Below are 22,901 nucleotides of genomic sequence, written 5' to 3'. Positions count from 1 at the left end.
AGGTGTATTATAAAAATTATATCTTATATTCATCAGGAGATGATAAATTATGTTAGAACGATTTTTAGTACCTAAAGAAGACCAAGTCCTTGTGGACTCTGAGTCAATGACTGCTGCGACCAAAGAAATATTTTTGAAAATGGGTCTTTCCGAAGAAGATTCACAGTTATCTGCTGAAGTTTTGATGGTTTCTGACTTACGGGGATGTGAAAGCCATGGAGTTTCTAATATGCTTCCAGTTTATGTTGAGAGATTTGCTGCTGGTTCAAAAGACTTAGGAATTAACCCAAAGCCAAATATTAAGATAACAAGAGAAACTCCAACTACTGCGAATATTGATGGTGATGATGGATTGGGGTTACACGTTTTACCGAAAGCAATGGAAATAGCAATAGAGAAAGCAGAAAAATATGGTTCTGGTTCAGTCGCTGTTCATAATTCAAGACATATTGGAATGCTTGCTTATCATTCAATGATGCCTCTTGAACACGATATGATAGGTCTTACTATGACTGCAGGGAACTCACTTAGCTCTGTTCCAACGCATGGAGCAGAAAAAAGATTTGCTACAAATCCATGGGCTTATGCTATTCCTGCTGATAAAGAACCTCCTTTTGTTTTTGATATTGCTACAACTCAAGTAGCAGGAAATAAGCTGGGACTAGCAAAAAGAGTAGGAGCAAAAATGGACCCTGCTTGGATAACAGATGCTTCAGGTAATCCAGTTTTAGATGAAGTTGATTTACCTGATAATAGAGAAGACTATATGATGCTTCCTTTTGGTGGTACTAGAGAAAATGGATCTCATAAGGGCTATGGATACGCTGCAGTAGCAGAAGTATTTTGTGATATTTTGAGTGGTATGGGAGCTGGCTTTTTGATGCCTCCTAATACTTATGGTGAAATGGGTCACTTTGTCCAGGCTATTAAGATTGACGGCTTTATTGATGCAAGTAAGTTTAAAAAAGATATGGATGATTTTCTTAGAGGTTTAGCAGAAACACCTCCTGTTAAAGGACAAGATAGAGTTGTATATGCAGGACTACCTGAATATGAAGAAACACAGGTAAGGCTCAAGAATGGAATACCTTATCACTATAAAGTCATAGAATGGTTTGAAAATATAAAAGCTGAGCTTGATCTAAATTTTGACTTGAAGAAATTATAAATAATTTTTTATTTCATCTAAAGTCATTTTTTCTATACCTAAATCTTTAAGTTTTCTCCCAGTTTTCTTAAGATCTTTTTTGAGTAATATTGATCCCATTTCTATGAGAGTTTTCATAGTATGAGTATTAATTTCAAATTTTTCACCTATTGCACTCCAAGTGTAAATACCATATGATATGTCTTCTGTTAGCCATCGATGGTTTATTACTCCAGGAGCTTTCAGTGAAGTAAGCATATCGCTACTAGATATTGTTTCTCTAAGGGTACCTTTCTGGCCAAATCCTGCGTTATGGAAAGAATCTGCAACGTTATCTAATTTATATCCAAAAAAATCTCCTATCTTTCTTCTTTCAAGATCAACAGATTCAATTACACCAGATACACTTTCTGTAATCCCTTCATTATAAAAAAAGAATTCTCCTTCAGATTTTTCTATTCTTCCTGCGTTTAGAATAACTCCAGCAGGATGCATTACTGGATTTAATGAAGATAAACCGCATTCTAGAACATCCTCATATGAGACTAGTCCAGTGAAAAAATCAGATAAGACATTAATGGTTTCCGCTGTTTTAGATTTTGGCATTATCCCTATTCCTAAATTTGGAACCTCTCCTAATATTACAGCTTCTGAATTACCAGTCTTTCTGCATACAAAAGGTGATGTGTCTGTTTCACCAATAATTGGTATTTCTGAATTATTATCCAAGAAGTAGGACTTTAGCTCTAAAGAACCCAATGTACCAGGCATTAATACAACTATATGTTCATTTGTTACTTTTCCACTTAATATCTTTGCATAGGAATGATGAGCATATGCAGGTACACAAAGTATAATTATTTTGGAATATTCAGCAGCCTGATTGGCATCATTTGTTATAAGGTCTAGTTTTAAATTAATTTTTTCTGAAAGAAGACTTAAAGAAAGGTTTTCTTTCATTTTGCTCGTAGATTCAGAGAATTCTGGTAATTCAAACAAACATACATTATGACCATCATTTTTTAATTTAAGAGCAGTAGAAAGGCCAGTATTACCTGACCCCATAACGGTAATATTTTTAGACATTTATACTTAACCTAGATGCTTACTTCCAAGCATATCCCATATAGTAGGATTATACTCAACTAGAGCATAAAATATAAGGTATAGTGCTAAAAGAATTACTGCAGTCATTATGATAGACAGAAAGCCTACAGATGGGGCAATAACAAATTTAAGAAGCTTTTCTAGGTTTTCATCGTTTTGTAGCATTACTTCAGGCTCACTTATAACTTTATATTTATTTCTTTCTTGATACTCTTTTAGAATAGTATAATAGTTTTTCATAATAATTATTCTAATAAATTATCAATTAATATCATAGGTTTTTTTAAACTTTAATTCGTTGTTATTACAGTTAATATTAATATTAATTTTAGAATTTTTTGGAATATTTAGAGAAAAATCTTTCTTTAATAATATTTCAAAGTTCAAAAAATCAAGTTTGCTTATAAATTCACCTTTTGAAATATGTGTTACGTAATTATCACTTAATATAGCTCCAGAGAAGTAATCTATATTTTCTGTATCAGTCTCAATCCAACAAACTGAATTTCTTGGAACTTCTAATGATATTACATAAGTTTTATCCCAGCTCAAAGTATCTACTAAATTACCGTCTTCATATATTTCAATATTTTTAGAGCATCCCAAAAAAATAAAAATTGATATTGCACTAATAAAAACAATTTTGTTAAGAAATATTATTCTTAATTCATTATAATAAGACATGTAATAATCCTATCAGGTGCTCACAATTGAGAGAATAGGGAAGATGGTGAAATTCCATCACGGTCGCGCCACTGTAATTGATTAAAATCATAAGTCAGGAGACCTGCCTTTTAGGAAAATTCAACTCTTCGCGTAAGGAGTTTGGGTTCTTCCCATTGCTCTTTAAAAAGAAATGAATTGAGCAATGAAAAATATAAATAACGCTTCATACAATCAAATAGATAAAAAAAATCTACTTCTAATTTATTTATTATCTTTCCTTATTTTATCAATATTGATTTCATCAATATCTCTTTCAACAGGTGTGTTTAGAATACCTTTGTCAGATGTTTTTTCAATTATTTTTTCTTCTAGTCATTCAGGCACTGTTAGTGAATCAATAATTTATGATATTAGATTACCAAGAATACTTTTATCCTTTTTTGTTGGAGTTGCTCTATCTATATCTGGTGCTGTAATGCAAGGATTGTTCAGGAATCCTTTAGCTGATCCATCTATTTTGGGAGTTTCAGCAGGATCAGCTTTGGGTGCTGTTATTCCAATATCTTTTGCAATTCATTCAATTCACCTATTAGTAGTTCCATCTTTTTCATTTTTAGGAGGATTGCTAGCTTCGATTGTAGTTTATTTGATATTTGTATCAACTGGAAGAAAATCAACTTCTGTACTTTTGTTAGGTGGTATAGCAATAGGTACATTCCTAAATGCATTAATAACACTTTCAGTATATCTAAGCGATAACCCATCACAAATGAGAGCAATTTTTTATTGGTTAATTGGAGGCTTTGAATCAACTAGGTGGGAACATTTGTATGTAACTATACCAATAATAATTATTTCATTATTATTTTTAATTTATAAATCTAAAGAAATAAATCTCATTATGATCGGAGATGATTATGCATCTTCATTGGGGATAAATGTAAATAAAACCCTATTATCCTGTTTAGTATTTACCTCTCTTGCTACATCAGCAGCAGTTTCAGTAAGTGGAATTTTAGCTTTTGTAGGACTTGTGGTACCCCATATCGTAAGACTCTTAATCGGAAACGATAATAGATTGGTTATTCCATTATCTGCATTTCTTGGTGGTTTTTTTGTAGTCTCAATGGATTTTATTGCAAGAGTTATATTTGCTTCAGTTGATATAAGAGTTGGAGTTTTAATGAGTCTTATAGGTGGACCCTTTTTTATATTTTTGATTTTTAAAAACAATTTAGTAAGGAGTAAAAAATGAAAAAAATTAAGCTTTTATTAATGAGTTTATTATTGTTTATTTTTGCTGTTGCTTGTCAAGCAGGTGAAGATAACACAGTAGTATACGATGATAATAGTTCAGGTGGTTATTCAGAATCATTATATGATACAGAAGATCATGATGCAGATGAAGATCATGATGAAGATAAAGAAGATCATGATTCAGATGAAGATCATGAGGCACACGATCATGATGAAGATAAAGAAGATCATGAGGCACACGATCATGATGAAGATAAAGAAGATCATGATTCAGATGAAGATCACGAGGCACACGATCATGATGAAGAAATTATAGATGCACTTTCTAAAATTGAAGCTATTATAGAGCCAGAAAATTTATCATGGCCTAGAAAAGTTTTAATTAATGATGAAGAAATTACAATTACTGAAAGACCAGAAAAAGTATTAACAATTTCTTTAGGTCATGATGAAATATTGTTTGGTGTATCAAATACTGATCAAATTGCAGGAACAACCTCTTTTGCTCAAGAAGGTGGTAGTAACATAGAAAAAAAATCTGAAGGATTACCAATTGTGACAACTGATCCTGAAACAATAATTTCACTCTCACCTGACATAGTCTTTGCAGATGCTTATGCATCTATAGAATTAATGGATACATTGAAAGATGTAGGAATTACAGTTATTCAAACATCTTTAAATAATTCCTCTGAAGGAAGAAAAAATGATGTTTGGCTAATGTCTTACATAACAGGAAATTTGGAAAAAGCTTTATTTCTAAGTGAAGATATTGATAATAAAGTTAAAATCTTAAATGATTTAGCTAAATCAAATACTGATAAAACTAAAAATGTTATTACATTATCCTGGTGGGATGCATATTGGACAGCTGGAAATGGGTCAACCGAAGATTCAATCATCCAGTTGGCAGGTGGAAAAAACGTTGCAGCAGCTAATGGAGTAGAGTCAAATAATACAATAGAAAAAGAACTTTTGATTTCTATGAATCCTGAGATGATACTTATAACACAATCAGTTCAGTGGGGAGGTCAAGATTTTTATGATGACCTAATGTCAGATGAATCTCTTGCTTCAATTGAAGCTATAAAAAATGATGAAGTTTATATGGTAAACTCGAATTGGTGGACAACCCTATCCTATTGGAATCTTAAGGGATCTGAAGAATTAGCAAAAATATTATGGGATCTAGAAGATATAGAAAATTTTGGGGATTTTGAATGATAAAAATTAGAGCTTTAGATTTTAGTTATGAAAATACTAAAGCTCTAAAGAACATCAATATAGATATTGGAAAAATGTCTACTGGCTTTCTTGGACCAAATGGGTCTGGTAAAACTACAGTACTAAAGATATTATGCGGAATATTAAATGTTCCGAATGACAATATCTATATTGATGGTATGTCAATCGAGAATTTTTCAAAAAGAGAATTATCAAAAAAGGTTGCAATAGTTACTCAAGATTTAGAACCTACTTTTGATTTCTCAGTAAGAGAAATAATTGAAATGGGAAGGTATCCATACTTAAATACTTTTGGCTTTTTATCTAAATCAGATAAATCAGTTATAAATAAAACAATTGAAAAGTTAGATTTAGCTAGTTTATCCAATAAAAATGTTGACGAAATATCCTCTGGAGAAAAACAAAAAGTTAGAATAGCAAGAGCTTTAGTTCAAGAACCGAAATACTTGTTATTAGATGAACCTACATCAAATTTAGATCTTTCTAACAAAATATTAATTTTAGATGTTATTAGAGATATTATCTCTGATGGAACTAAAGTTATTATTACTTCACATGATATTAAGTTTATTGAAGAGATTACCGATGATTGTTTTATGATTTCAGAAGGTGAGATACTTTGCAAGGGAGAAACAAAAAAAATCATAAATGAATCAAATATATTAAATTTATTTGATCTTAAAACTTTACCTGAATGGGTAATATAATAAACTCATGTACAAATAGTAATTTACTTATGTATAATTAAGAAAAATAATAGGAGTTTTTTGTGGCTAGTCTAACTAAAGATCAACTAAATCATTTTAATGAATTTGGATTCTTAAAAGTTGAGAATCTAATTGACCCTGAAAATATAATTGACCCTATAATAGATGAGTATCACACTGTACTTGATAACTTGGCAAAAAAATTATTTGAGGAAGGCAAGATCTCATCAAAATATGAGGATTTAGAATTTGGTGAAAGAGTAACCAAAATATATGCTGAATCGGGAGAAGTTTATAATCAATTTTTCGATTTCTCTCTACCTCAAAGTGGTATCAAGGAAGACACACCCTTTTGGGCAGGTCCTGCTGTTTTCAATGCACTAAAAAATAACAACCTTCTTGATGCTGTTGAGTCAATAATTGGGGAAGAAATTTTCTCTAATCCAATTCAGCATGTCAGAATTAAGGTACCTGAATCAGAAGCTCCAAAAGATGAAAATGGGCTTGTTAAATTTGGTGCTACCCCATGGCATCAAGATGCAGGTGTAGCAACAGAAGAAGTAGACAATACAAATATGCTAACAGTTTGGTTTCCACTTATGGATGCATCCGAAGAAAATGGTTGTCTTCAAGTTGTTCCTGGAAGTCACGAAGGTAAAGTTCTTACTCATTGTCCAGGATTCAATCCTAAAACTGGAAAAATAAATAGAAGCTTGAATGCAGGTGGCTTACAAATCCCAACAACTTTATTTGATGAATCACATGCCATGGCAGTTCCTATGAAAAAAGGTGATGCTCTCTTTCTAACTAAAAAAACTGTCCATTCTGCTTTACCAAATATAAGTAACAAAATAAGATGGAGTTTTGATCTAAGATATCAACCAATTGGAGAACCAACAGGTAGAGATATTTTTCCAGGATTTGTTGCAAGAAGTAATGATAATCCAGATGAAGTTCTAGATGATGCTCAAGTTTGGTATGAATCATGGGAATCTGCCAGAGATAATTTAGCTCAAACTGAGCAATTTGCATTCAATAGATGGGATGGCGACGATGTCGCCTGCGCATAAGAATTTCAACTTTAATAATTAAAAAATTTACTTAAGGAGTAATTATGTCTGATTACAAGACCCATGATTATGAGGGTATGATTGCAGAAACTGTAACAATAAAATCTAGAAATAATGATTACATTACAGCTTACATAGCAAAACCTTTAGGAAATGGTCCATTTCCTTCTATAGTTTTAGCCCATCATATTCCTGGTTGGGATGAAATTTATAAAGAATTTACAAGAAAATTTGCTCACCATGGTTATATGGCAATATGCCCAGATTTATATCATAGACAAGGAAATGGAACTCCTGATGATGTAGCTGCAGAAGTTAGATCTAATGGAGGAATATCAGATGATCAAGCAATGAATGACTTATTAGGTTCTTCAGATTATCTAAAAGCACTTCCTAATTCTAGTAAAAAAGTTGGAATATTTGGTACTTGTTCTGGAGGTAGACATGCGTTTTTAGCTGGATGTATGTCAAATGAATTTGAAGCAATAATAGAATGTTGGGGTGGAAATGTTGTCATGAAAGATGACGCATTAAGCGAAAAACAACCTAAATCTCCTTCAACATTAACCTCATCTTTATCTGCACCACTATTAGGTCTGTTTGGAAATGACGATGTTTCTCCTACACCAGAAGAAGTAAATGAGCATGAACGATTATTGAAAGAAAATAATAAGGAATATTCTTTTCATCGATATGATGGAGCAGGCCACGGTTTTATGTATTATCATGCACCTTATTATAGACAGCAACAATCTGTAGATGCTTGGGATAAAATATTTGATTTTGTAGAAGAAAAATTAAGGAGTTAACAAATGTGTACAATGATTGCTGAAAAAGCTAAAGTAAAGGGTTCCGGGAAAAAAATAAAATCATGGATACCCTTAGACTCTTGTGATATATATTATGATCATTCTACATATGTTGATTGTGAGCACTCTATAACTTTAAGTTTTAAAAATGATATGAACCCTATTGATTCAAGAATTACAGTAGAAATAACTCCAGAATCTGCATTAGATATTATAGAAAAGTTAAATATTGCGCTAAATAAAGGTAATCATTTAACTTAGATTTGGTCTAAGCTCGTGAAAATCAGAATTATTTTGAAAATCCATAGCAATTTTTAAAATTTTGAGGTCTTCTTTCATTTTTCCTGAAATCATTAATCCAACCGGTAAATTTTGATTAGTCAGTCCACATGGTATTGAAATAGAAGGTTGTCCAGTTAGATTAAAAACTCCTGTAAATTTACCCATAGAATTTGCCTCTAAAGTGTTTGGATTATATGAATCTTTAATATTAGGCGTAAGTGATGGTACTGTTGGAGTGATTATTGCATCAATTTCACTCATTTTTACTTTCATTTTTTGATTAAACGAAGACATTGCTCTCGAAGCATCTAAGTACTCATCTGCAGTAACTCCTAGGCCACCTAAAAGCCTATTTATTACAGTTTTTGTATATTCTTTTGATCTCCCAAGAAATTTTCTATGTATAGATATAGCCTCTGGTATTAAGACTCCAATATTTATATTTCTACCATCACTAACAAATGGCATATCAATCTCAATTATTTGGTAACCAAGTTGTTTGAAAATTTCTATTGATTCATTTACTCTTTTCAAAATTTCACTTTCTACGTCATCAAAAAAATATTGTTTAGGAATACCAATTTTCATATTAGTTCTATCTATTTTTTCTGAATCTATAAAACTTTCTTTAGGATTATCTAATGAGTATTTATCTCTTGAATCATATCCAGAAATTACCTTCATCACTTCTAAACAATCATTAGCGGATCTAGCCATTGGTCCAACATGGTCCATAGTCCAACTCAGGTCTTTTACTCCCACTCTAGACACTGTTCCATAGGTAGGCTTAAATCCTGTAATACCGCATAATGCAGCAGGCATCCTTATACTACCTCCTGTATCCGTACCTATGGCGAATGTGGCTAACCCACTACTAACAGATACTGCTGAACCTGAGCTTGATCCTCCGGGAACTTTTTTCATATCCCAAGGATTTCTACAAGTTCTAGTTGTAGTATTAATACCAAGTGTTCCAAATGCAAATTCAACTAAATTTGTTTTACCTAAGATTATTGACTTTGAGTCAATAAAATCTTTAGTAATTTTAGCATCATATTCTGCAACATTATTCTCTAATATTTTTGAACCAGCTGTTGTAATTTTATTCTTAATATCTATAAGATCCTTGAGACCTAAAGGGATTCCAATTAACTTATTTGTTGAAGCTTCAGATAATGAACTTTCTGCTAACTTTGAGTTATCAATTGCATCTTTTTCATAAACTTCAATATATGAATTTAAGCTTGAATCAAATTCTTTTATTCTTTTCAAAAAAACATTTGTAACTTCTACAGGAGATGTTTCCTTTCCTAAATACATAGAGTTAAGTTCATTAATAGATAAGTAATATAATTCTTTATTCATATATCATTCTCCAAAATATCTTTGTCTTGGTTCAAAATTATCAATATCTTGATTTTTCATTGAAGCATAAATCTTTCTAAAATTTAGATATGTTTTGTAAGATTGATTAAAATCTTCATCTGATAAGTCTATATTTTTAAGCTTTAATTGACTTAGAAATGCTTCTTTAGAATTGTCTAACATTTTTTCACCCTTATGGATTTTTTATTTACATAATATACAAAATATATATTCTTTAATTATAAATAAATAACAAATAAACCTATTGAATTCTAAAATAAATTCTTACTATCAAGATTTGCTTCCAAGAGAGATTAAATCTAATTATGCTCAGGATATAAATGGCATTGATATGCATTATCTAGAATCTGGAAAGAAAACTTCTGATTCTAAATTAATAATTTTACTTCATGGATTTCCAGAATTATCTTATAGTTGGAGAAAAATTCTGCCTGTTCTTTCTGATAATGGTTTTCACGTAATTGCCCCTGATCAAAGAGGATTTGGAAGCACTAAGAACTCAGATTTAACATACACAAATAATCTATTTAATTATTCTCAGTTGAATCTAGTTTCAGATATATATAATCTTATAAAAAAATTAGACTACGATAAAGTTCATGGAATTATTGGACATGATTCTGGTATAGGCCCTGCATCTTGGGCGACCCTTCTTAGACCTGATGTATTTCAGAACTTAGTAACTATGAGCGGACCATTTACTGGTCCTCCATCTTTTATTTTTAAATCAAAAGATGAATATATTCCTGAAACTGATCAAATAGATAAAGATTTGGCTAAATTAGAATTTCCTAGAAAACACTATCAATCATATTACAGAACAAAGTCAGCTAATTATGAAATGATGAATTCTAAACAAGGATTAAAATCTTTTATTAGAGCATATTACCACTATAAAAGTTTTGATTGGAAAAATAATAAACCTTTTGAAATAAATTTATGGGACGCCAAAGAATTATCTAAAATGCCTACTTATTATATTATGGATAAACAAAAAAATATGGCAGAGACTGTAAATGACTATATGCCAACGGAACAAGAAATAAAGAAATGTAAATGGCTTACAGATGAGGAAATAAAAGTATATTTCGAAGAATATTCTAAAACTTCATTTCAAGGCGGACTCAATTGGTATAGAGCTTCTGTAGATTATGAAAATTTACAAAAGCTATCCCTTTTTAGCAATTATAGAATTGATGTTCCTTCTTTATTTATTTCGGGAAAAAGCGACTGGGGAATATATCAAAAGCCTGGAGCTTTAAAAAAAATGCAGACTATAATGACCAAGTTTGAAGGAATTGAACTTGTTGAAAATGCAGGACATTGGGTGCAGCAGGAAAATCCAGATAGAGTAAATGAATTGTTATTAAGATTCTTTTTATAAATATTATTTTAAATTCTTAAATGGGTCAGATCCTTCTCTTTTTTCCTTAACTATGTCTATAACTGCATTAATACCATCTGGATTAGCCCCTAATTCTATTGCCTGTTCTTTATCTTTTTCTGATTCAGAATCCTCACCTATAGCAGCTTTAGCAACTGCTCTGTTTCCCCAAGCATCAGAATTTTTTGGCGATATCTTAATGGCTCTATCTAAATTTACTATTGCTTGTTCAAACTCTCCTATTGTTAAGTAAGCTGTTCCAAGATTAAATTGGATTTCAAAATTATCAGGATCTTCCCATGAAGCCTTTTCAAAATCTTCTATGGCCTCATCGTGAAGACCTAGTTTAGCTTTATTTATACCTGAATTAAAATAAGACGATTCCATTTGATAAATTACTTTAAGATATTCATACTCATATTATAAGAATTAGTTTATATTTAAAAACAGAAAACAAAAAATTAATGACATATTTTCCAACAATAATTACTTTATCAAGATTCTTTTTTGCAATAATTGTATCTACATTATTATTTTTTGATTCTACTTTTTCTGTCATTGCAGCTGTAATTCTCTTTATACTTGGTTCCTTAAGTGATGCTATTGATGGTTTTTTCGCAAGAAGAAAATCGCTGGAATCTAAATTTGGTGAATTTCTAGACCCAATAGCTGATAAATTCCTAGTTTTTTTAGTACTAATTTCCCTCATATATCAAAGAGAATCAATTATATTATTTGTGATTACAATTTTGATAATAATAAGAGAAATTTTTGTTATGTCACTAAGAGAATGGATGGCAAGTTTTTCTAGAAGTAATCTAGTTAAGGTTTCATCATTAGGAAAAACTAAAACAATTACTCAAATGACAGGAATAGGTATGATCATAGGAACTCCAATTATTAATTTTTCTTATTATTTTGAGCTGAGTATATTAGTTCTAGTTATAGGAACATTTTTTGCGTACTTATCTGCATATAAATATTTCAAACAATCATTTCCATATATCAGGTAAAAATCTTACTGTTATACTTTATGAAAGTTATTCAAAAAAGGAGTAATTATGTATTTAGGTGCAGCTTCAATGATAGGGACAACTGGTGCAGGTTATAGTGGGAATATACCTCATGAATTTGATGTTTTAACTTATACGAATGAAGATCTAAAAGAAGTAGCTGATATAGGTTATACAGTCCATAATGTAGTAGTCTCTGACCCCTCAGCTTACTCAGAAGCAGCAATTAAAGAAATAAAATCAAGATTTCATAATAATTCTATAGCAATTGGAAATTCTAGAGGAACTTATGGTGGGGGTCTAGTAAGTTCAGATGAAAGTATTAGAAAAAATACAATTTCATTTGTTAAAGAAATGTGTATATTATCAGTAAAACTTGGTTGCCCAAGTACATATCTTAGACCTGGAAGCATAAATGAAAATGGAGCATGGCTTCCACATCCTCTAAATCATACACCAAAAGTATTTGATAGGCTTGTAGATTCAACTAAACAAATTTGTAAGATTGCCGAATCAGAAGGAATGTATTTATTGTTAGAAGGTGGATATGTTTCACCTGTTTATTCTGCTAAAAAAGTAAAAGATTTCTTTGATGCTGTTGGGTCTAAAAATTTAAAATTTAATCAAGATCCAGTTAATTTTTTATCTTCACTAGAACAGGCATATAATACTAGACCATTTCTTGAAGAATTCTTTACTCTTCTTGGAGAATATACAATAAGCGCAGACTTAAAAGATTTTAAGGTTATAGATTCACTTTTATTTCAATTAGAAGAAGAATACTTAGGAAGTGGTATGATGGATCAAATTTATTTTTTGAAAAGAATGCAAGAAATATGTCCAAGTGCTCAAATATTAGTAGAGCATATTCCTAGAGATAAATTTAAGCCTTCATATGAAGCAACCTTAAAATACTCTAATGTTGCTGGAATAACTTGGGAAAAATATCCTAATTAAGTATGTTAGAAAAACCTAAATATATTAAAACAAAAAGATTACTATTGAGGCCAATCGAGATAGAAGATACTCAAATTGTTCAAAAGTATTCTTTAGATAAAGAATGGCATAGATTTCTAGAATTTCATACTAAAGAAAGTGTAAAGGACTTTGTACAAAAAGCAGTTAATTCTCCTTGGTCTGAACATGCTAGATTTTCTATCTTATACAAAGACAAAATGATTGGAAGCATTGGGTTATACTTGGAACTTAAAGAAAAAAGAGCAGAAATAGGTTATTCACTAGCAAAAGAATATTGGGGGTTAGGAATTATACCTGAGGCAGTGGAAAGAATATTTGAATATGGTTTTAACGAAATAAATTTAGAAAAAATTTTTGCTCAAACAGATACAAGAAATTTACCATCACAATCCGTGATGAAAAAATTAAATATGAAACAAGAGGGTATTTTTAGAAAACATACTATAGCTCAAAATAAAAGAAGAGATATAGTTTATTTTTCAATTCTTAGAGAAGAATGGGACAAAATTAAGGAGAAAAAATAATGAAATTAACAAATCCAGAAATAATAAAATCCATTACAAAATCATGGAAAGGAGAAAGAGATAAAAATTCAAGACCTCTTGTTTCTGACAATATACTGAAAAGAATGAAATTAGTTACAACAGAGGAAGCCTGGGGTACATGTAGAAAAAATGGTTATAATTATCAATTTGCTGGTAATTGGAATAACTTACACCCTGAAAGAGTTATAGTTGGAAGAGCAGTTACATGTAGATTCGTTCCCCAAAGGCCAGACTTAAATCAAGCTATAGAAAATCAAGGTAAAAAAGATAAAAGAATTGGTGGTCAAAATTCTTGGGTAATTGATGAATTAGAAAATAATGACTTAATAGTGGTGGATCTTTTTGGTAAAGTCTTTGATGGAACATTTGCTGGAGATAATCTTACAACAGCAATAAAATCAAAAACTGGTACTGGAATGGTTGTAGACGGAGGAATTAGGGATACACAAAGAATTTTTGAAATGGAAGATTTTAATGCCTTTGTCAGAGGTTTAGATCCAAGTGCGATAAATAATGTTTCTATGCCAGAAATAAATGGTGTTACAAGAATTGGGGAAGCAACATGCATACCTGGTGACGTTGTATTAGGAACAAGAACAGGAATTATTTTTATTCCCCCTCATTTAGCAGAAGAAGTTGTAGTTTCCTCTGAAGACGTTAGATTGAAAGATGAATTTGGACAGCAAAGAATAATGGAAGGAATTTATACTCCAGGTGAAGTAGATAGAGAATATTCAAAAGAAATGTTAAAAGACTTTGAAAATTGGAAAAAAGAAAAGGAATAAATAATGTCTATCAATGTATCAAATAACTCTGTACCTTCTGATCTAAAAATTACTGATATGAGAATTACAGTAATAGGTGAGGGTGGTTGGAGATGGCCAATAATAAAAATATACACTAATCAAGATATTTATGGTTTAGGTGAAGTTAGAGATGGAGCCTCAGCAAGATATGCTTTATCCCTTAAGAGTAAAATTTTAGGCCAAAATCCATGTGATATAGATAAAATTTTTCAAAAACTAAAACAGTTTGGAGGTCATGGAAGATTAGCAGGAGGCGTATGTGGAATTGAAATGGCTTTATGTGATCTTGCCGGTAAAGCATATGGTATTCCAGCTTATATGTTAGCAGGAGGAAAATATAGAGAAAATATAAAAGTTTATGCAGATACTCCCCTAAAGAAAGATCCTGAAGAAATGGGGAATTCATTAAAAGAAAGAATGAAAAATGGTTTCGAATTCTTAAAGATGGATATTGGATTATGGATAGCAGCAGAGTACAAAAATGGAGTAATTAATAAAAAATTTATCGAAGAATCTAATGATGTAATGCATCCCTTTACGGGAATACAAGTAACAGACTATGGAATATCTAAAATGGAAGAGTATGTAAAGACAGTTAGAGATATTATTGGTTATGAAATCCCTTTAGCTTCAGATCATTTTGGACATATGGGAGTAGAAAATGCTATAAGAATTGGTAAAGCTTTAGATAAATTTACTCTTGCTTGGTATGAGGATATGATACCTTGGCAGTTGGTTGATCAATGGAAAATGCTTAAGAGTCGAGTAGATACTCCTGTCGCAACTGGTGAGGATATTTATTGCAAAGAAGGCTTTGAACCACTTGTTGAGGCAAAAGCTATTTCTGTTGCTCATCCAGATCTAGCAACATCAGGTGGTATCCTAGAAACTAAAAGAATAGCTGATTATTGTAGAGAAGCCGGTATTCCTGTTGCTTTACACCAAGCTGGTTCTCCAGTTGTTGCAATGGCAAATGTACATTGTGCTGCATCTATTGATAATTTTATAGCACTAGAGATGCACTCAGTGGATAATCCATGGTGGAATGACTTGGTAACTCTAGTTGGGCAAGAGGGACCTATGATAAAGAATGGTTTTATAAAGGTAACTGATGCACCTGGTCTTGGAATAGAACTAAATGATGAAGTAATAAAAGAACATTTAGCAGAATCATCTCAAGGAGTCCATGGAGCTGATACAAAATTTTCTATTTATCCCAAAGGATTTTTTCAAGATACATCTGATTGGGATAAGCCAGATTCTCATGATAGAACGTGGAGTTAAGCCTTAACTAACTGATTAGCTTTACCTGAGTAAATAAATCTTAAGACTTTCTGGTTTCTATAAATAATAACTATTGAGGAAAATAAAATTCCTTGCACTGCCAAAGAATATCCTGGATTAATTAAGTCTGCTAGCAAGCCATTTATGAAATTAAATAAAGCCATGCTTCCTCCAGCATACATTGCATAAATACCCACTATACGCCCTCTTATATAATCTGGAGCTAAAACCTGTATAAGAGTTTGAGAAATTATCATAAATCCTGCTTGTCCCAATCCCATCAGTACTGTTCCAAACATAGATAACAATAAATTTGTAGAGAAAGATAAAACTAATGGAGCAATACCACTTAATATTGCAAAGTAATAAAATAATTTTCCTTTAAGTTTTTCACTAGAAGTACCTGCAAGAAAAACAGATGCATTTAAAGCTCCAATTCCAACACACATCATTAAGAAACTAAGAGCAGGTCCCTCAGCTCCAAGTTTGTTTACACTAAAATAGGGCAGAATAGACTCAAAAGACATCGTAAGCATACAGTGTAAAGTTGTAATTATAATAATGATTAAAATTGGTTTGTTTGAATGAACATACCTTACTCCTTCAGCAAAACCCTTAAAGAATGACTCAGAATTAATTTTTCCAGTTGATTTATTTTGAATCATCATTGAAAAGATAAAACTCAGTAGATAAAAAGCTGTACATATAAAGAAAGCAATGTCTGTACCATCTATAGACCTCTCATTACTATCAATATAGCTAATAAATGGAGCTATAGCTAAAGGACCTAATAATCTAGTTGCATGAATTGTAGAAGCATTTAATGCAACTGCATTAAGTAAATTTTTTTTAGGTACTATATTTGGAACTAATGCCTGACCTGATGGCATTTGAGAGGCTCTAGCAGATCCTTGAACAAATGCTAATATTACTAAATGCCATGGAACTATTAGGTCTAAAAAATATAAAAATGCTAATCCTAAATTATGAGCAAAATTAATAAAGAACATAATTTGAAGTATTCTTCTTCTTTGAAATTTATCAGCTAAATATCCAATAAAAGGATTTACTATAACCATAGGTATTAGAGCAGCAAATGTAACTAATCCAACATACATACTGCTATCTGAAATTTGGTATACAACCCAACCTCTAACGACTATTAGAGCCCAATGAGAAGAACCTGCAAATAAACCAGCTAGCCACATCTTAAGAAAATCAGGATATTTTAATGATGAAAGATAGTCTATTGAATTATTTGTATTTTTTTCCAAAAAACCCTCTAAAATTAAAACCTATTGAAGGAACTATACATCAAATTTATTAATAAATTAGTAATTTATTTAATGATTTTAATATTTATGCAACATATAAAAAAAAACTATATTAATATATTTATAAATTACAAATTTTAATATGAAAAAAGATTCAAATAATAAATTACCCTCGATAAATAAATGGATGGGATCAATTGTTGGTTTAGCTATTGGAGATCAGCTGGGTAGCTTAGTAGAAGGAAAATCTAGGGGTTCATTTGAAAGAATAATGGATATGCAAGATGATACATTTTGGACTGATGATACCTCTCAAGCGTTATGTATTGCAGATAGTCTTATTACCAAAAAAGAATTTGATATAAATGATCAACTTGATCGTTTTTCAGAATGGTTATTTGAAGGTTACCTAAGTTGTAAAGATTGGGGATATGGTTGTGGTCCAACAGCTCGATTAGCAATAACAAATTATAAAGAATCAGGAATTCCAAAGCCTGTAAAAGACCAAGCTACAAATGGTGCATTGATGAGATTATCACCTATACCACTTTTTTATTCAGATAACTTAATGGAGGCAATAGCTAAATCTGGGGACAGTTCAAAATCAACTCATAATAATCCTATTTGCATAGATGCATGTAGGCTTTATGGATCGATGATTGTTAAGGCTCTTCAAGGTAAAGATAAAGAATCTATTTTAAGTTATGAATCAAAATTATGGGAAAATAATCCTTTAGATAAATTAATAGATACTATTGCTAAAGGTTCATATGCAAAAAAAAATCTTTCAGAAATAAGGGGAACACTTAATATAACCGAATCTATAGAAGCAGCTTTATGGGTATTTCATCGTAGTTCTTCATTTGGAGAAGGTGCATTAATGGCAGTAAATCTAGGAGATGATGCAGATACTACTGCCGCTATTTTTGGACAATTAGGAGGTGCTTATTACGGTTACAGTGATATTCCAAATTCCTGGAAATCTAAGCTAAAGAACAGAGATCTGGTCGAATTTATAGCAAAAAAACTATATGAAGTTAAAAATAGTATCTAAAGCTAATTACTTGTATGAATGATTTTAGAAAAGTATTAATAAAGTTTGATTATAAAAAAAATTATTCACAAAATAATAGAAAACCAAAGATTATCAATTATGAAGAAACCATGGAAATAGATTTTTCTCAAATTAAATCTTTCTCAGAAAAACTGATTAATTTTAATGATGAGTATACCAAATTAGAAGCTCCATTAAATATTTGGAGACAGTTTTATCAAAATAAAACCTTAAGATTTGTAGAAGATAAAAAATATAGCTTAAGTTTTAGCAGAAAAATATTACATGAGAACTATAAAACACTTACTTTAATCTATGATCATATGTCAAAAGATCTTATAAAGAATCAAATGATAACTTACTATGAACCAACAAAAAAAAGATATTTTAAGGGTAAATTCTTAAACTCAATTATTCAAAATAATCAAACGGTCTTTTGGTAATAATTTGATATATAGTTTATAAGTCAATAATAGTTATTTGGAGCTTTTATGAAATATTTTAGAATAATGGAAGAATTTGGATCTATTCATTTGTGTGTACAAACTTCTGAAGATGAGCTTACTTCTCTAACTAGTATAAATAATCTTGTTAAGGATTATAGAACCCTACTTGAAACAAGTCATATTTCTAAAACTAAGATTGATGAAATAACAAAGAAAATATTAGAAGATAAAGGAAAGACTTATAATTTATCTAAATTAATACAATCATCAATTGATAAAAAGGGTCCAGCTAGAATAATTAAACCTATAGAACCAGATGAAATGTGGGCTGAAGGCTTTGGGAATAGATTAATTCTTTCAAAAGATCAGATAGATAATTTGGATATAAAAAATGAAAAAGCATTTGAAAATCCTCAAGTTTCAACCATTTTGTATAAAGGATCTAATGATAGATTAGTTGGGCCTTATGAAAAAATAGGTATACGATCTGACACAGAAAGAACAATTTCTGAAGGTGAAATTGTATTTATAATTTACAAAGGTAAATTTGTAGGAATTTCAGTGGGAAATGAAGTTGCTGGTAACTTGAGATCTAATTCAGAATTTTGGGTAACTCCTTCAAAGGTATTTACCGGGTGTGCATCTGTAGGTCCATGTATATTATCTATGGAAGATGATGATATAAATAATAAACCATTAGAACTTAAGCTTGAGATAAATCATTTTAGAAATAATGAAAAAGTAGGCTCTGGATCAATTATTACAGAATTTAAGACTTCACCTTCAGAAATAGTAAGATCAACTGTTATTCATGATTCTCCTCCAGATTTAGTTTTACAATTTTCAGGAGGTTTTGCTATTTCTAGAAAAAATGATGAAATTGTACCTCTAAAAAAAGACGATAAAGTAAGTATAAGCCTTGAAGGTGTAGGATTTATACAAAACCAAGTTGAAGTAGTTTAATTATTTTCTAAAGTCTCATTATCAAACTATAAGCCAAATAGATAGAACCTCCTACTATTGCTAACCCAACAATTAAAGGAAGAATTTTCTTTATAAAGAATACAAAAAAGCCTATTATAGTCATTATTTATAATGTAACTCTATCTTAACTTTTAATCTAGGAAAAGATCTATAATTAACTACATGAAAAATTTATTTTTATTCTTATCTTTATCTCTAATATTAGGTTGTCTGAATTTTGAAGAAACTTCAGATCAAATTAGTAAAAAAAATATAGATTTACCAAAAGTTGAATGTACAAATAAATTAGAAGCATATATTTTTCAGGCTGAATCTTTAGATCAAGATGGTATTGATCTAATAAAAGAATGGCTTTGTGTTTCTGAAACTCTATTTTTTGACGAATCAACTTCTAATTGGGATTTAATTAATCCAGTTTATATAGCTGCCTTAGATAGAAATAATGTTAATTCTGCAATGGAATTAGAAAAAAAGTATTGTGATCATCTAGAAGAATTTCATAATTCACGAACAAGTAAAGGTGGTTATGGTAATAATGGTTATGATAACGGTAAATGTAATCCTAAGAATTATAATCCTCAAAAAGAAGGATGTGATTTTGGCCTATGTTTATTTACAGAACCAGATGGTAGAGTCTCTGGATCATCAATATCTAGTAATATGCATTCAGATGGATTTAACTTGTTTATCAGTAATAGTCATGATCTTCCTATGCATGCAGATTCTTATGGCTATGTGACAATTCATGAAATGTTTCATATATATCAATATTCAAATCTTGATAAAGCAGCATCAAGAGATGATTTGATGAAAATGGTTGGGAAATTAGGTACAGGAACTAACTCAGATGATGAAGTACCTTGGTGGATTGAAGGAAATGCTGTATTTTTTGGATATTATAAATATGCTCAATTAGTTGATGATCGTGAATGGTTCATACAAATGATGAAAAAATCACTTGATGACCGTAGAGACGGGCTAAAAAGTAAGTATTTAAGTTCAGGGAAGAAATTAAATGACTTTACTTGGGAAGGTGAAGAAAAAGAAATCGGATATGAATTAGGGGCATGGTTTATAGCTTACATTATAGATATTTTTGGCGAAGAATCTATATATAATTTTTGGGAAAATCTTGAAGAAGAAGGAAGCTTCGATAAAGCATTTACGAAATATTTTGGTAAAGAATATCAATCATACATGGATGATTTTGATGAATTCTTAAGAAAACCTGATTCAGAGATACTAAAATTATTAGATAGGATTTATCAAGATAAAATTGAATCAACTAAATCAAATAATTAAAAACTAATTTATTCCTATGAAAGCTAAATATAATCACAGTATGAAAAATCAATTTTTATTTTTAATTTTAATTCTTATACTAGGTTGTTCTAATTCAGATCAAAGTAGCAAAGATATTTCAGATCAAATTAGAGAAGATACTTCAGATCAAAGTACCAAAGATATTTCAGATCAAAATCTTGAAGAACATTATTTTAATCTAGAAAATAATATACCTAAAGACTATTTTGCTCAAGAAATTATTACTTCAACTGATGTACCTTTGACTTATAAGGATCAATATAACGAAATACAAGATAATTTGAATTCTATAATAGGGTCATATCAAAAATATATTATGTTTATTACAACCACTAATGAATTTTCTATGCCTGTTTTCGATAGATTAGAAGAAGTAGGTTGGGAACATCCCTTGGAAATAAATATTGCTGACAATGGAAAGCCATATTTAAATAGGGCTGGATGTTTAACTGGAGCAGGAGCTCATCCAAGTGATGGATCTCTTCCTGATCCTTATTCATTATGTATTATGGATTATGAATTCATTCAATACCCTCACGAAAGCAAAGAATGGGGTTCTCCTTTATCTGAGCGTCAAGCAGTTATATATCATGGCTGGGCTCATGAATACTTTCATCATTATCAAAGATCACATTCTTTTGAAAGAAGTATGGGTATGGAAGGAGAATGCTGTGGAGGTCATAATCATATTAATTCTCCTGCATGGTGGGTAGAAGGAGCAGCGGGTATATTTCCTAATTTATGGTTAAGGCACTATTGGAAAGAATTTAGTGAATTTGAAAATCTCAATTATGAAGATGTAGATGTTGAAATGATGAATTTAGATAATTATTACATTGATGCAAAGAAAGATATGCAAGGCTTGAGGCGTTTATCTGATCCCAATAAAAAAGCTTGTACAGAATTTACAGACAAAGAAGAATATCGAGAAACAGGATATTGTAATTGGTCAATTTTTAATGCCTATATTGCTTACATATCTTCCTACCAAGCATTATGGGTAGGTATACCCAGAGATTATCATGAGCTTGGATTCGATGAATCTTTTAGAAAACATGTTGGAATTACAAAAGAAGAAGCATATGAGAATTATAAGATATTTATGAATTCAGAAGATCCAAATTCTCCAGCTCCAGTTGGTTTTTTCCCTGAAGGACCCATAACAGATTATGCTGATTTTTTGATTATAAATAGTCCTCAAGAAATTTATGATATTAGATTAGAAGAATTGAAAAATAATCAATTTTCTACAAATAATTAATTATTTCTTACTCTTTAAATTATTTAGATAAGGTTATGGTCAAATATCATATAGGATAAAATTTATAAGATAATTTACCTTCTTTGTAATCTAGAATTCTATAACCTGAAGGGTCTGCTCCTAAAGGCAAACCTAGTGCAGAAGTAGTAATGATTTTAGTTTCGTAATAAGAAGTTTCTAAATTAATATGTAAATGACCTGTGAAAATATACTCAAGCTTATGATTCTTAAATAATTCAAAGAATTCTTTATTAATACTTTCTTCAAATATCCAATATGATAGATCTTTACTATATATAAGTTCTTCATGAGAGGGAAGTATATCTTTTGGATTAATATAGGGAGGGTGATGCATAAATATTATAATTCTTTGACTTGAGGAAAATCCCTTAAGGGTTTGCTTTATAAAATCTATTTGATCTTTATAAAATTCTTTATTTTCATAATTAATAAACTTCGAACTATTCAAAAAAAATAGCTGAAAATCATTCCATTGCAAATTATAGAAATCTTTTCCAAAATTTTTAGAGTAAAAATTTAATCCTTCTACTGATAAGTTGTCAGAATCAATTCCAACATCATGATTACCAGGAACATGATTAATTTTATGTTCAACTTTATTTACTAATGATTTGTAGTTAGAAAGGTCGCTAGGTTTATCAATTTCGTTAATGATGTCACCAGTATGAATAATGAAATCTGGATTATGTTTATTTGAAAATTGAATGAATTTATTTAAGTTTTCAATTTCTTTTTCTGATGGATCTAGATCTTTTTTCCAATCTAGCGCTTTTTTAGTCCATCTTCCAAATTTGATATTCTTAAGTGCCATTCCAAGCTGAGTATCTGTTATTAGTAAAATAGACATATAAT

26 protein-coding genes and 1 riboswitch are annotated in these 22,901 nt (G+C 30.4%); of the genes, 18 read left to right on the top strand and 8 right to left on the bottom strand.

Annotation, left to right across the window (positions count from 1 at the left end; genetic code table 11):
* Positions 1-49 precede the first annotated feature (49 nt).
* Entirely contained in the window at positions 50-1,168 is a 1,119-nt protein-coding gene (locus MK083_01465; GenBank protein MCH2673123.1) for an Ldh family oxidoreductase, read from the top strand.
* Here the strand turns inward: MK083_01465 and MK083_01460 are convergent.
* From MK083_01460 to MK083_01450, 3 genes are all read right to left on the bottom strand, one after another.
* Positions 1,163-2,233 carry an NAD/NADP octopine/nopaline dehydrogenase family protein gene (locus MK083_01460; protein ID MCH2673122.1) on the bottom strand — a complete coding sequence of 357 codons (1,071 nt, stop codon included), beginning with the start codon at positions 2,231-2,233 and terminating at the stop codon, positions 1,163-1,165. The two genes, MK083_01465 and MK083_01460, sit on opposite strands and share 6 nt — an antisense overlap.
* 6 nt (positions 2,234-2,239) lie before the next feature.
* The gene (locus tag MK083_01455) at positions 2,240-2,494 is read right to left on the bottom strand and encodes a hypothetical protein (protein ID MCH2673121.1); all 255 of its coding nucleotides are present in this window, start codon (positions 2,492-2,494) and stop codon (positions 2,240-2,242) included.
* A gap of 21 nt (positions 2,495-2,515) precedes the next feature.
* On the bottom strand, positions 2,516-2,938 hold the full coding sequence (locus MK083_01450; protein MCH2673120.1) for a hypothetical protein: 423 nt from the start codon (positions 2,936-2,938) through the stop codon (positions 2,516-2,518).
* Positions 2,936-3,064: riboswitch (cobalamin riboswitch) on the top strand. (Overlaps the previous gene by 3 nt.)
* Before the next feature lie 58 nt (positions 3,065-3,122).
* Here MK083_01450 and MK083_01445 point away from each other — a divergent pair.
* The 6 genes from MK083_01445 (at position 3,123) to MK083_01420 (ending at position 8,269) form a co-directional block, all read left to right on the top strand.
* Positions 3,123-4,175: an iron ABC transporter permease gene (locus tag MK083_01445; protein MCH2673119.1), complete on the top strand. Its 1,053-nt coding sequence runs from the start codon at positions 3,123-3,125 to the stop codon at positions 4,173-4,175.
* Positions 4,172-5,401, top strand: a complete 1,230-nt coding sequence (locus MK083_01440) for an ABC transporter substrate-binding protein (protein ID MCH2673118.1) — start codon at positions 4,172-4,174, stop codon at positions 5,399-5,401. The genes MK083_01445 and MK083_01440 overlap by 4 nt, the downstream gene beginning before the upstream one ends.
* A complete protein-coding gene (locus tag MK083_01435) occupies positions 5,398-6,129 on the top strand; it encodes an ABC transporter ATP-binding protein (protein MCH2673117.1) in 732 nt (243 codons plus the stop codon). The genes MK083_01440 and MK083_01435 overlap by 4 nt, the downstream gene beginning before the upstream one ends.
* Before the next feature lie 62 nt (positions 6,130-6,191).
* The gene (locus tag MK083_01430) at positions 6,192-7,199 is read left to right on the top strand and encodes a phytanoyl-CoA dioxygenase family protein (protein ID MCH2673116.1); all 1,008 of its coding nucleotides are present in this window, start codon (positions 6,192-6,194) and stop codon (positions 7,197-7,199) included.
* A gap of 44 nt (positions 7,200-7,243) precedes the next feature.
* Entirely contained in the window at positions 7,244-8,008 is a 765-nt protein-coding gene (locus MK083_01425; GenBank protein MCH2673115.1) for a dienelactone hydrolase family protein, read from the top strand.
* A 3-nt stretch (positions 8,009-8,011) separates the two neighbouring features.
* Positions 8,012-8,269 carry a DUF6295 family protein gene (locus MK083_01420; GenBank protein ID MCH2673114.1) on the top strand — a complete coding sequence of 86 codons (258 nt, stop codon included), beginning with the start codon at positions 8,012-8,014 and terminating at the stop codon, positions 8,267-8,269.
* On the opposite strand, the gene MK083_01415 is transcribed toward MK083_01420, so the two are convergent.
* Together MK083_01415 and MK083_01410 are read right to left on the bottom strand one after the other, a co-directional pair.
* Positions 8,261-9,655, bottom strand: coding sequence for an amidase (locus MK083_01415; GenBank protein MCH2673113.1), 1,395 nt, complete (start codon positions 9,653-9,655; stop codon positions 8,261-8,263). The genes MK083_01420 and MK083_01415 overlap by 9 nt on opposite strands.
* 3 nt (positions 9,656-9,658) lie before the next feature.
* Positions 9,659-9,838, bottom strand: coding sequence for a hypothetical protein (locus MK083_01410; GenBank protein MCH2673112.1), 180 nt, complete (start codon positions 9,836-9,838; stop codon positions 9,659-9,661).
* A gap of 82 nt (positions 9,839-9,920) precedes the next feature.
* Here MK083_01410 and MK083_01405 point away from each other — a divergent pair, with 82 nt between their 5' ends.
* Positions 9,921-11,060, top strand: a complete 1,140-nt coding sequence (locus tag MK083_01405) for an alpha/beta hydrolase (GenBank protein MCH2673111.1) — start codon at positions 9,921-9,923, stop codon at positions 11,058-11,060.
* Positions 11,061-11,063: 3 nt separating this feature from the next.
* Here the strand turns inward: MK083_01405 and MK083_01400 are convergent, their stop codons facing one another.
* The gene (locus tag MK083_01400) at positions 11,064-11,447 is read right to left on the bottom strand and encodes a tetratricopeptide repeat protein (GenBank protein MCH2673110.1); all 384 of its coding nucleotides are present in this window, start codon (positions 11,445-11,447) and stop codon (positions 11,064-11,066) included.
* A 77-nt stretch (positions 11,448-11,524) separates the two neighbouring features.
* Here MK083_01400 and pgsA point away from each other — a divergent pair, with 77 nt between their 5' ends.
* From pgsA to MK083_01375, 5 genes are read left to right on the top strand one after another with little or no spacing between them, the layout of a single operon-like run.
* Complete coding sequence (gene pgsA / locus MK083_01395) at positions 11,525-12,073, top strand: CDP-diacylglycerol--glycerol-3-phosphate 3-phosphatidyltransferase (GenBank protein ID MCH2673109.1); 549 nt, start codon at positions 11,525-11,527, stop codon at positions 12,071-12,073.
* A gap of 48 nt (positions 12,074-12,121) precedes the next feature.
* Positions 12,122-13,030 carry a sugar phosphate isomerase/epimerase gene (locus MK083_01390; protein MCH2673108.1) on the top strand — a complete coding sequence of 303 codons (909 nt, stop codon included), beginning with the start codon at positions 12,122-12,124 and terminating at the stop codon, positions 13,028-13,030.
* Positions 13,031-13,032: 2 nt separating this feature from the next.
* A complete protein-coding gene (locus MK083_01385) occupies positions 13,033-13,575 on the top strand; it encodes a GNAT family N-acetyltransferase (GenBank protein MCH2673107.1) in 543 nt (180 codons plus the stop codon).
* Positions 13,575-14,381: an RraA family protein gene (locus tag MK083_01380; GenBank protein ID MCH2673106.1), complete on the top strand. Its 807-nt coding sequence runs from the start codon at positions 13,575-13,577 to the stop codon at positions 14,379-14,381. The genes MK083_01385 and MK083_01380 overlap by 1 nt, the downstream gene beginning before the upstream one ends.
* 3 nt (positions 14,382-14,384) lie before the next feature.
* Positions 14,385-15,686: a mandelate racemase/muconate lactonizing enzyme family protein gene (locus tag MK083_01375; GenBank protein MCH2673105.1), complete on the top strand. Its 1,302-nt coding sequence runs from the start codon at positions 14,385-14,387 to the stop codon at positions 15,684-15,686.
* On the opposite strand, the gene MK083_01370 is transcribed toward MK083_01375, so the two are convergent.
* Entirely contained in the window at positions 15,683-16,960 is a 1,278-nt protein-coding gene (locus MK083_01370; protein MCH2673104.1) for an MFS transporter, read from the bottom strand. The genes MK083_01375 and MK083_01370 overlap by 4 nt on opposite strands.
* A 142-nt stretch (positions 16,961-17,102) precedes the next feature.
* On the opposite strand from MK083_01370, the gene MK083_01365 reads away from it, so the two are divergent.
* The 5 genes from MK083_01365 to MK083_01345 all read left to right on the top strand — a co-directional run bounded on the left by MK083_01365 (position 17,103) and on the right by MK083_01345 (position 22,028).
* On the top strand, positions 17,103-18,014 hold the full coding sequence (locus MK083_01365) for an ADP-ribosylglycohydrolase family protein (protein ID MCH2673103.1): 912 nt from the start codon (positions 17,103-17,105) through the stop codon (positions 18,012-18,014).
* Positions 18,015-18,028: 14 nt separating this feature from the next.
* Positions 18,029-18,457 carry a hypothetical protein gene (locus MK083_01360; protein MCH2673102.1) on the top strand — a complete coding sequence of 143 codons (429 nt, stop codon included), beginning with the start codon at positions 18,029-18,031 and terminating at the stop codon, positions 18,455-18,457.
* 48 nt (positions 18,458-18,505) lie between these two features.
* Positions 18,506-19,423, top strand: coding sequence for a hypothetical protein (locus MK083_01355; protein MCH2673101.1), 918 nt, complete (start codon positions 18,506-18,508; stop codon positions 19,421-19,423).
* A gap of 183 nt (positions 19,424-19,606) precedes the next feature.
* A complete protein-coding gene (locus MK083_01350; protein ID MCH2673100.1) occupies positions 19,607-20,746 on the top strand; it encodes a hypothetical protein in 1,140 nt (379 codons plus the stop codon).
* A gap of 40 nt (positions 20,747-20,786) precedes the next feature.
* Positions 20,787-22,028: a hypothetical protein gene (locus MK083_01345; protein ID MCH2673099.1), complete on the top strand. Its 1,242-nt coding sequence runs from the start codon at positions 20,787-20,789 to the stop codon at positions 22,026-22,028.
* 46 nt (positions 22,029-22,074) lie between these two features.
* On the opposite strand, the gene MK083_01340 is transcribed toward MK083_01345, so the two are convergent.
* Positions 22,075-22,896 (bottom strand): metallophosphoesterase, encoded by an 822-nt coding sequence (locus MK083_01340; GenBank protein MCH2673098.1) that lies wholly within the window; start codon positions 22,894-22,896, stop codon positions 22,075-22,077.
* Positions 22,897-22,901: the final 5 nt, after the last annotated feature.

The organism is Dehalococcoidia bacterium (genome assembly GCA_022451965.1).
Taxonomy (GTDB): Bacteria; Chloroflexota; Dehalococcoidia; order Lucifugimonadales; family Lucifugimonadaceae; genus TMED-70.
Note: the sequence above shows the minus strand (reverse complement) of the source record. Positions and strands in the feature narration are given on the sequence as shown.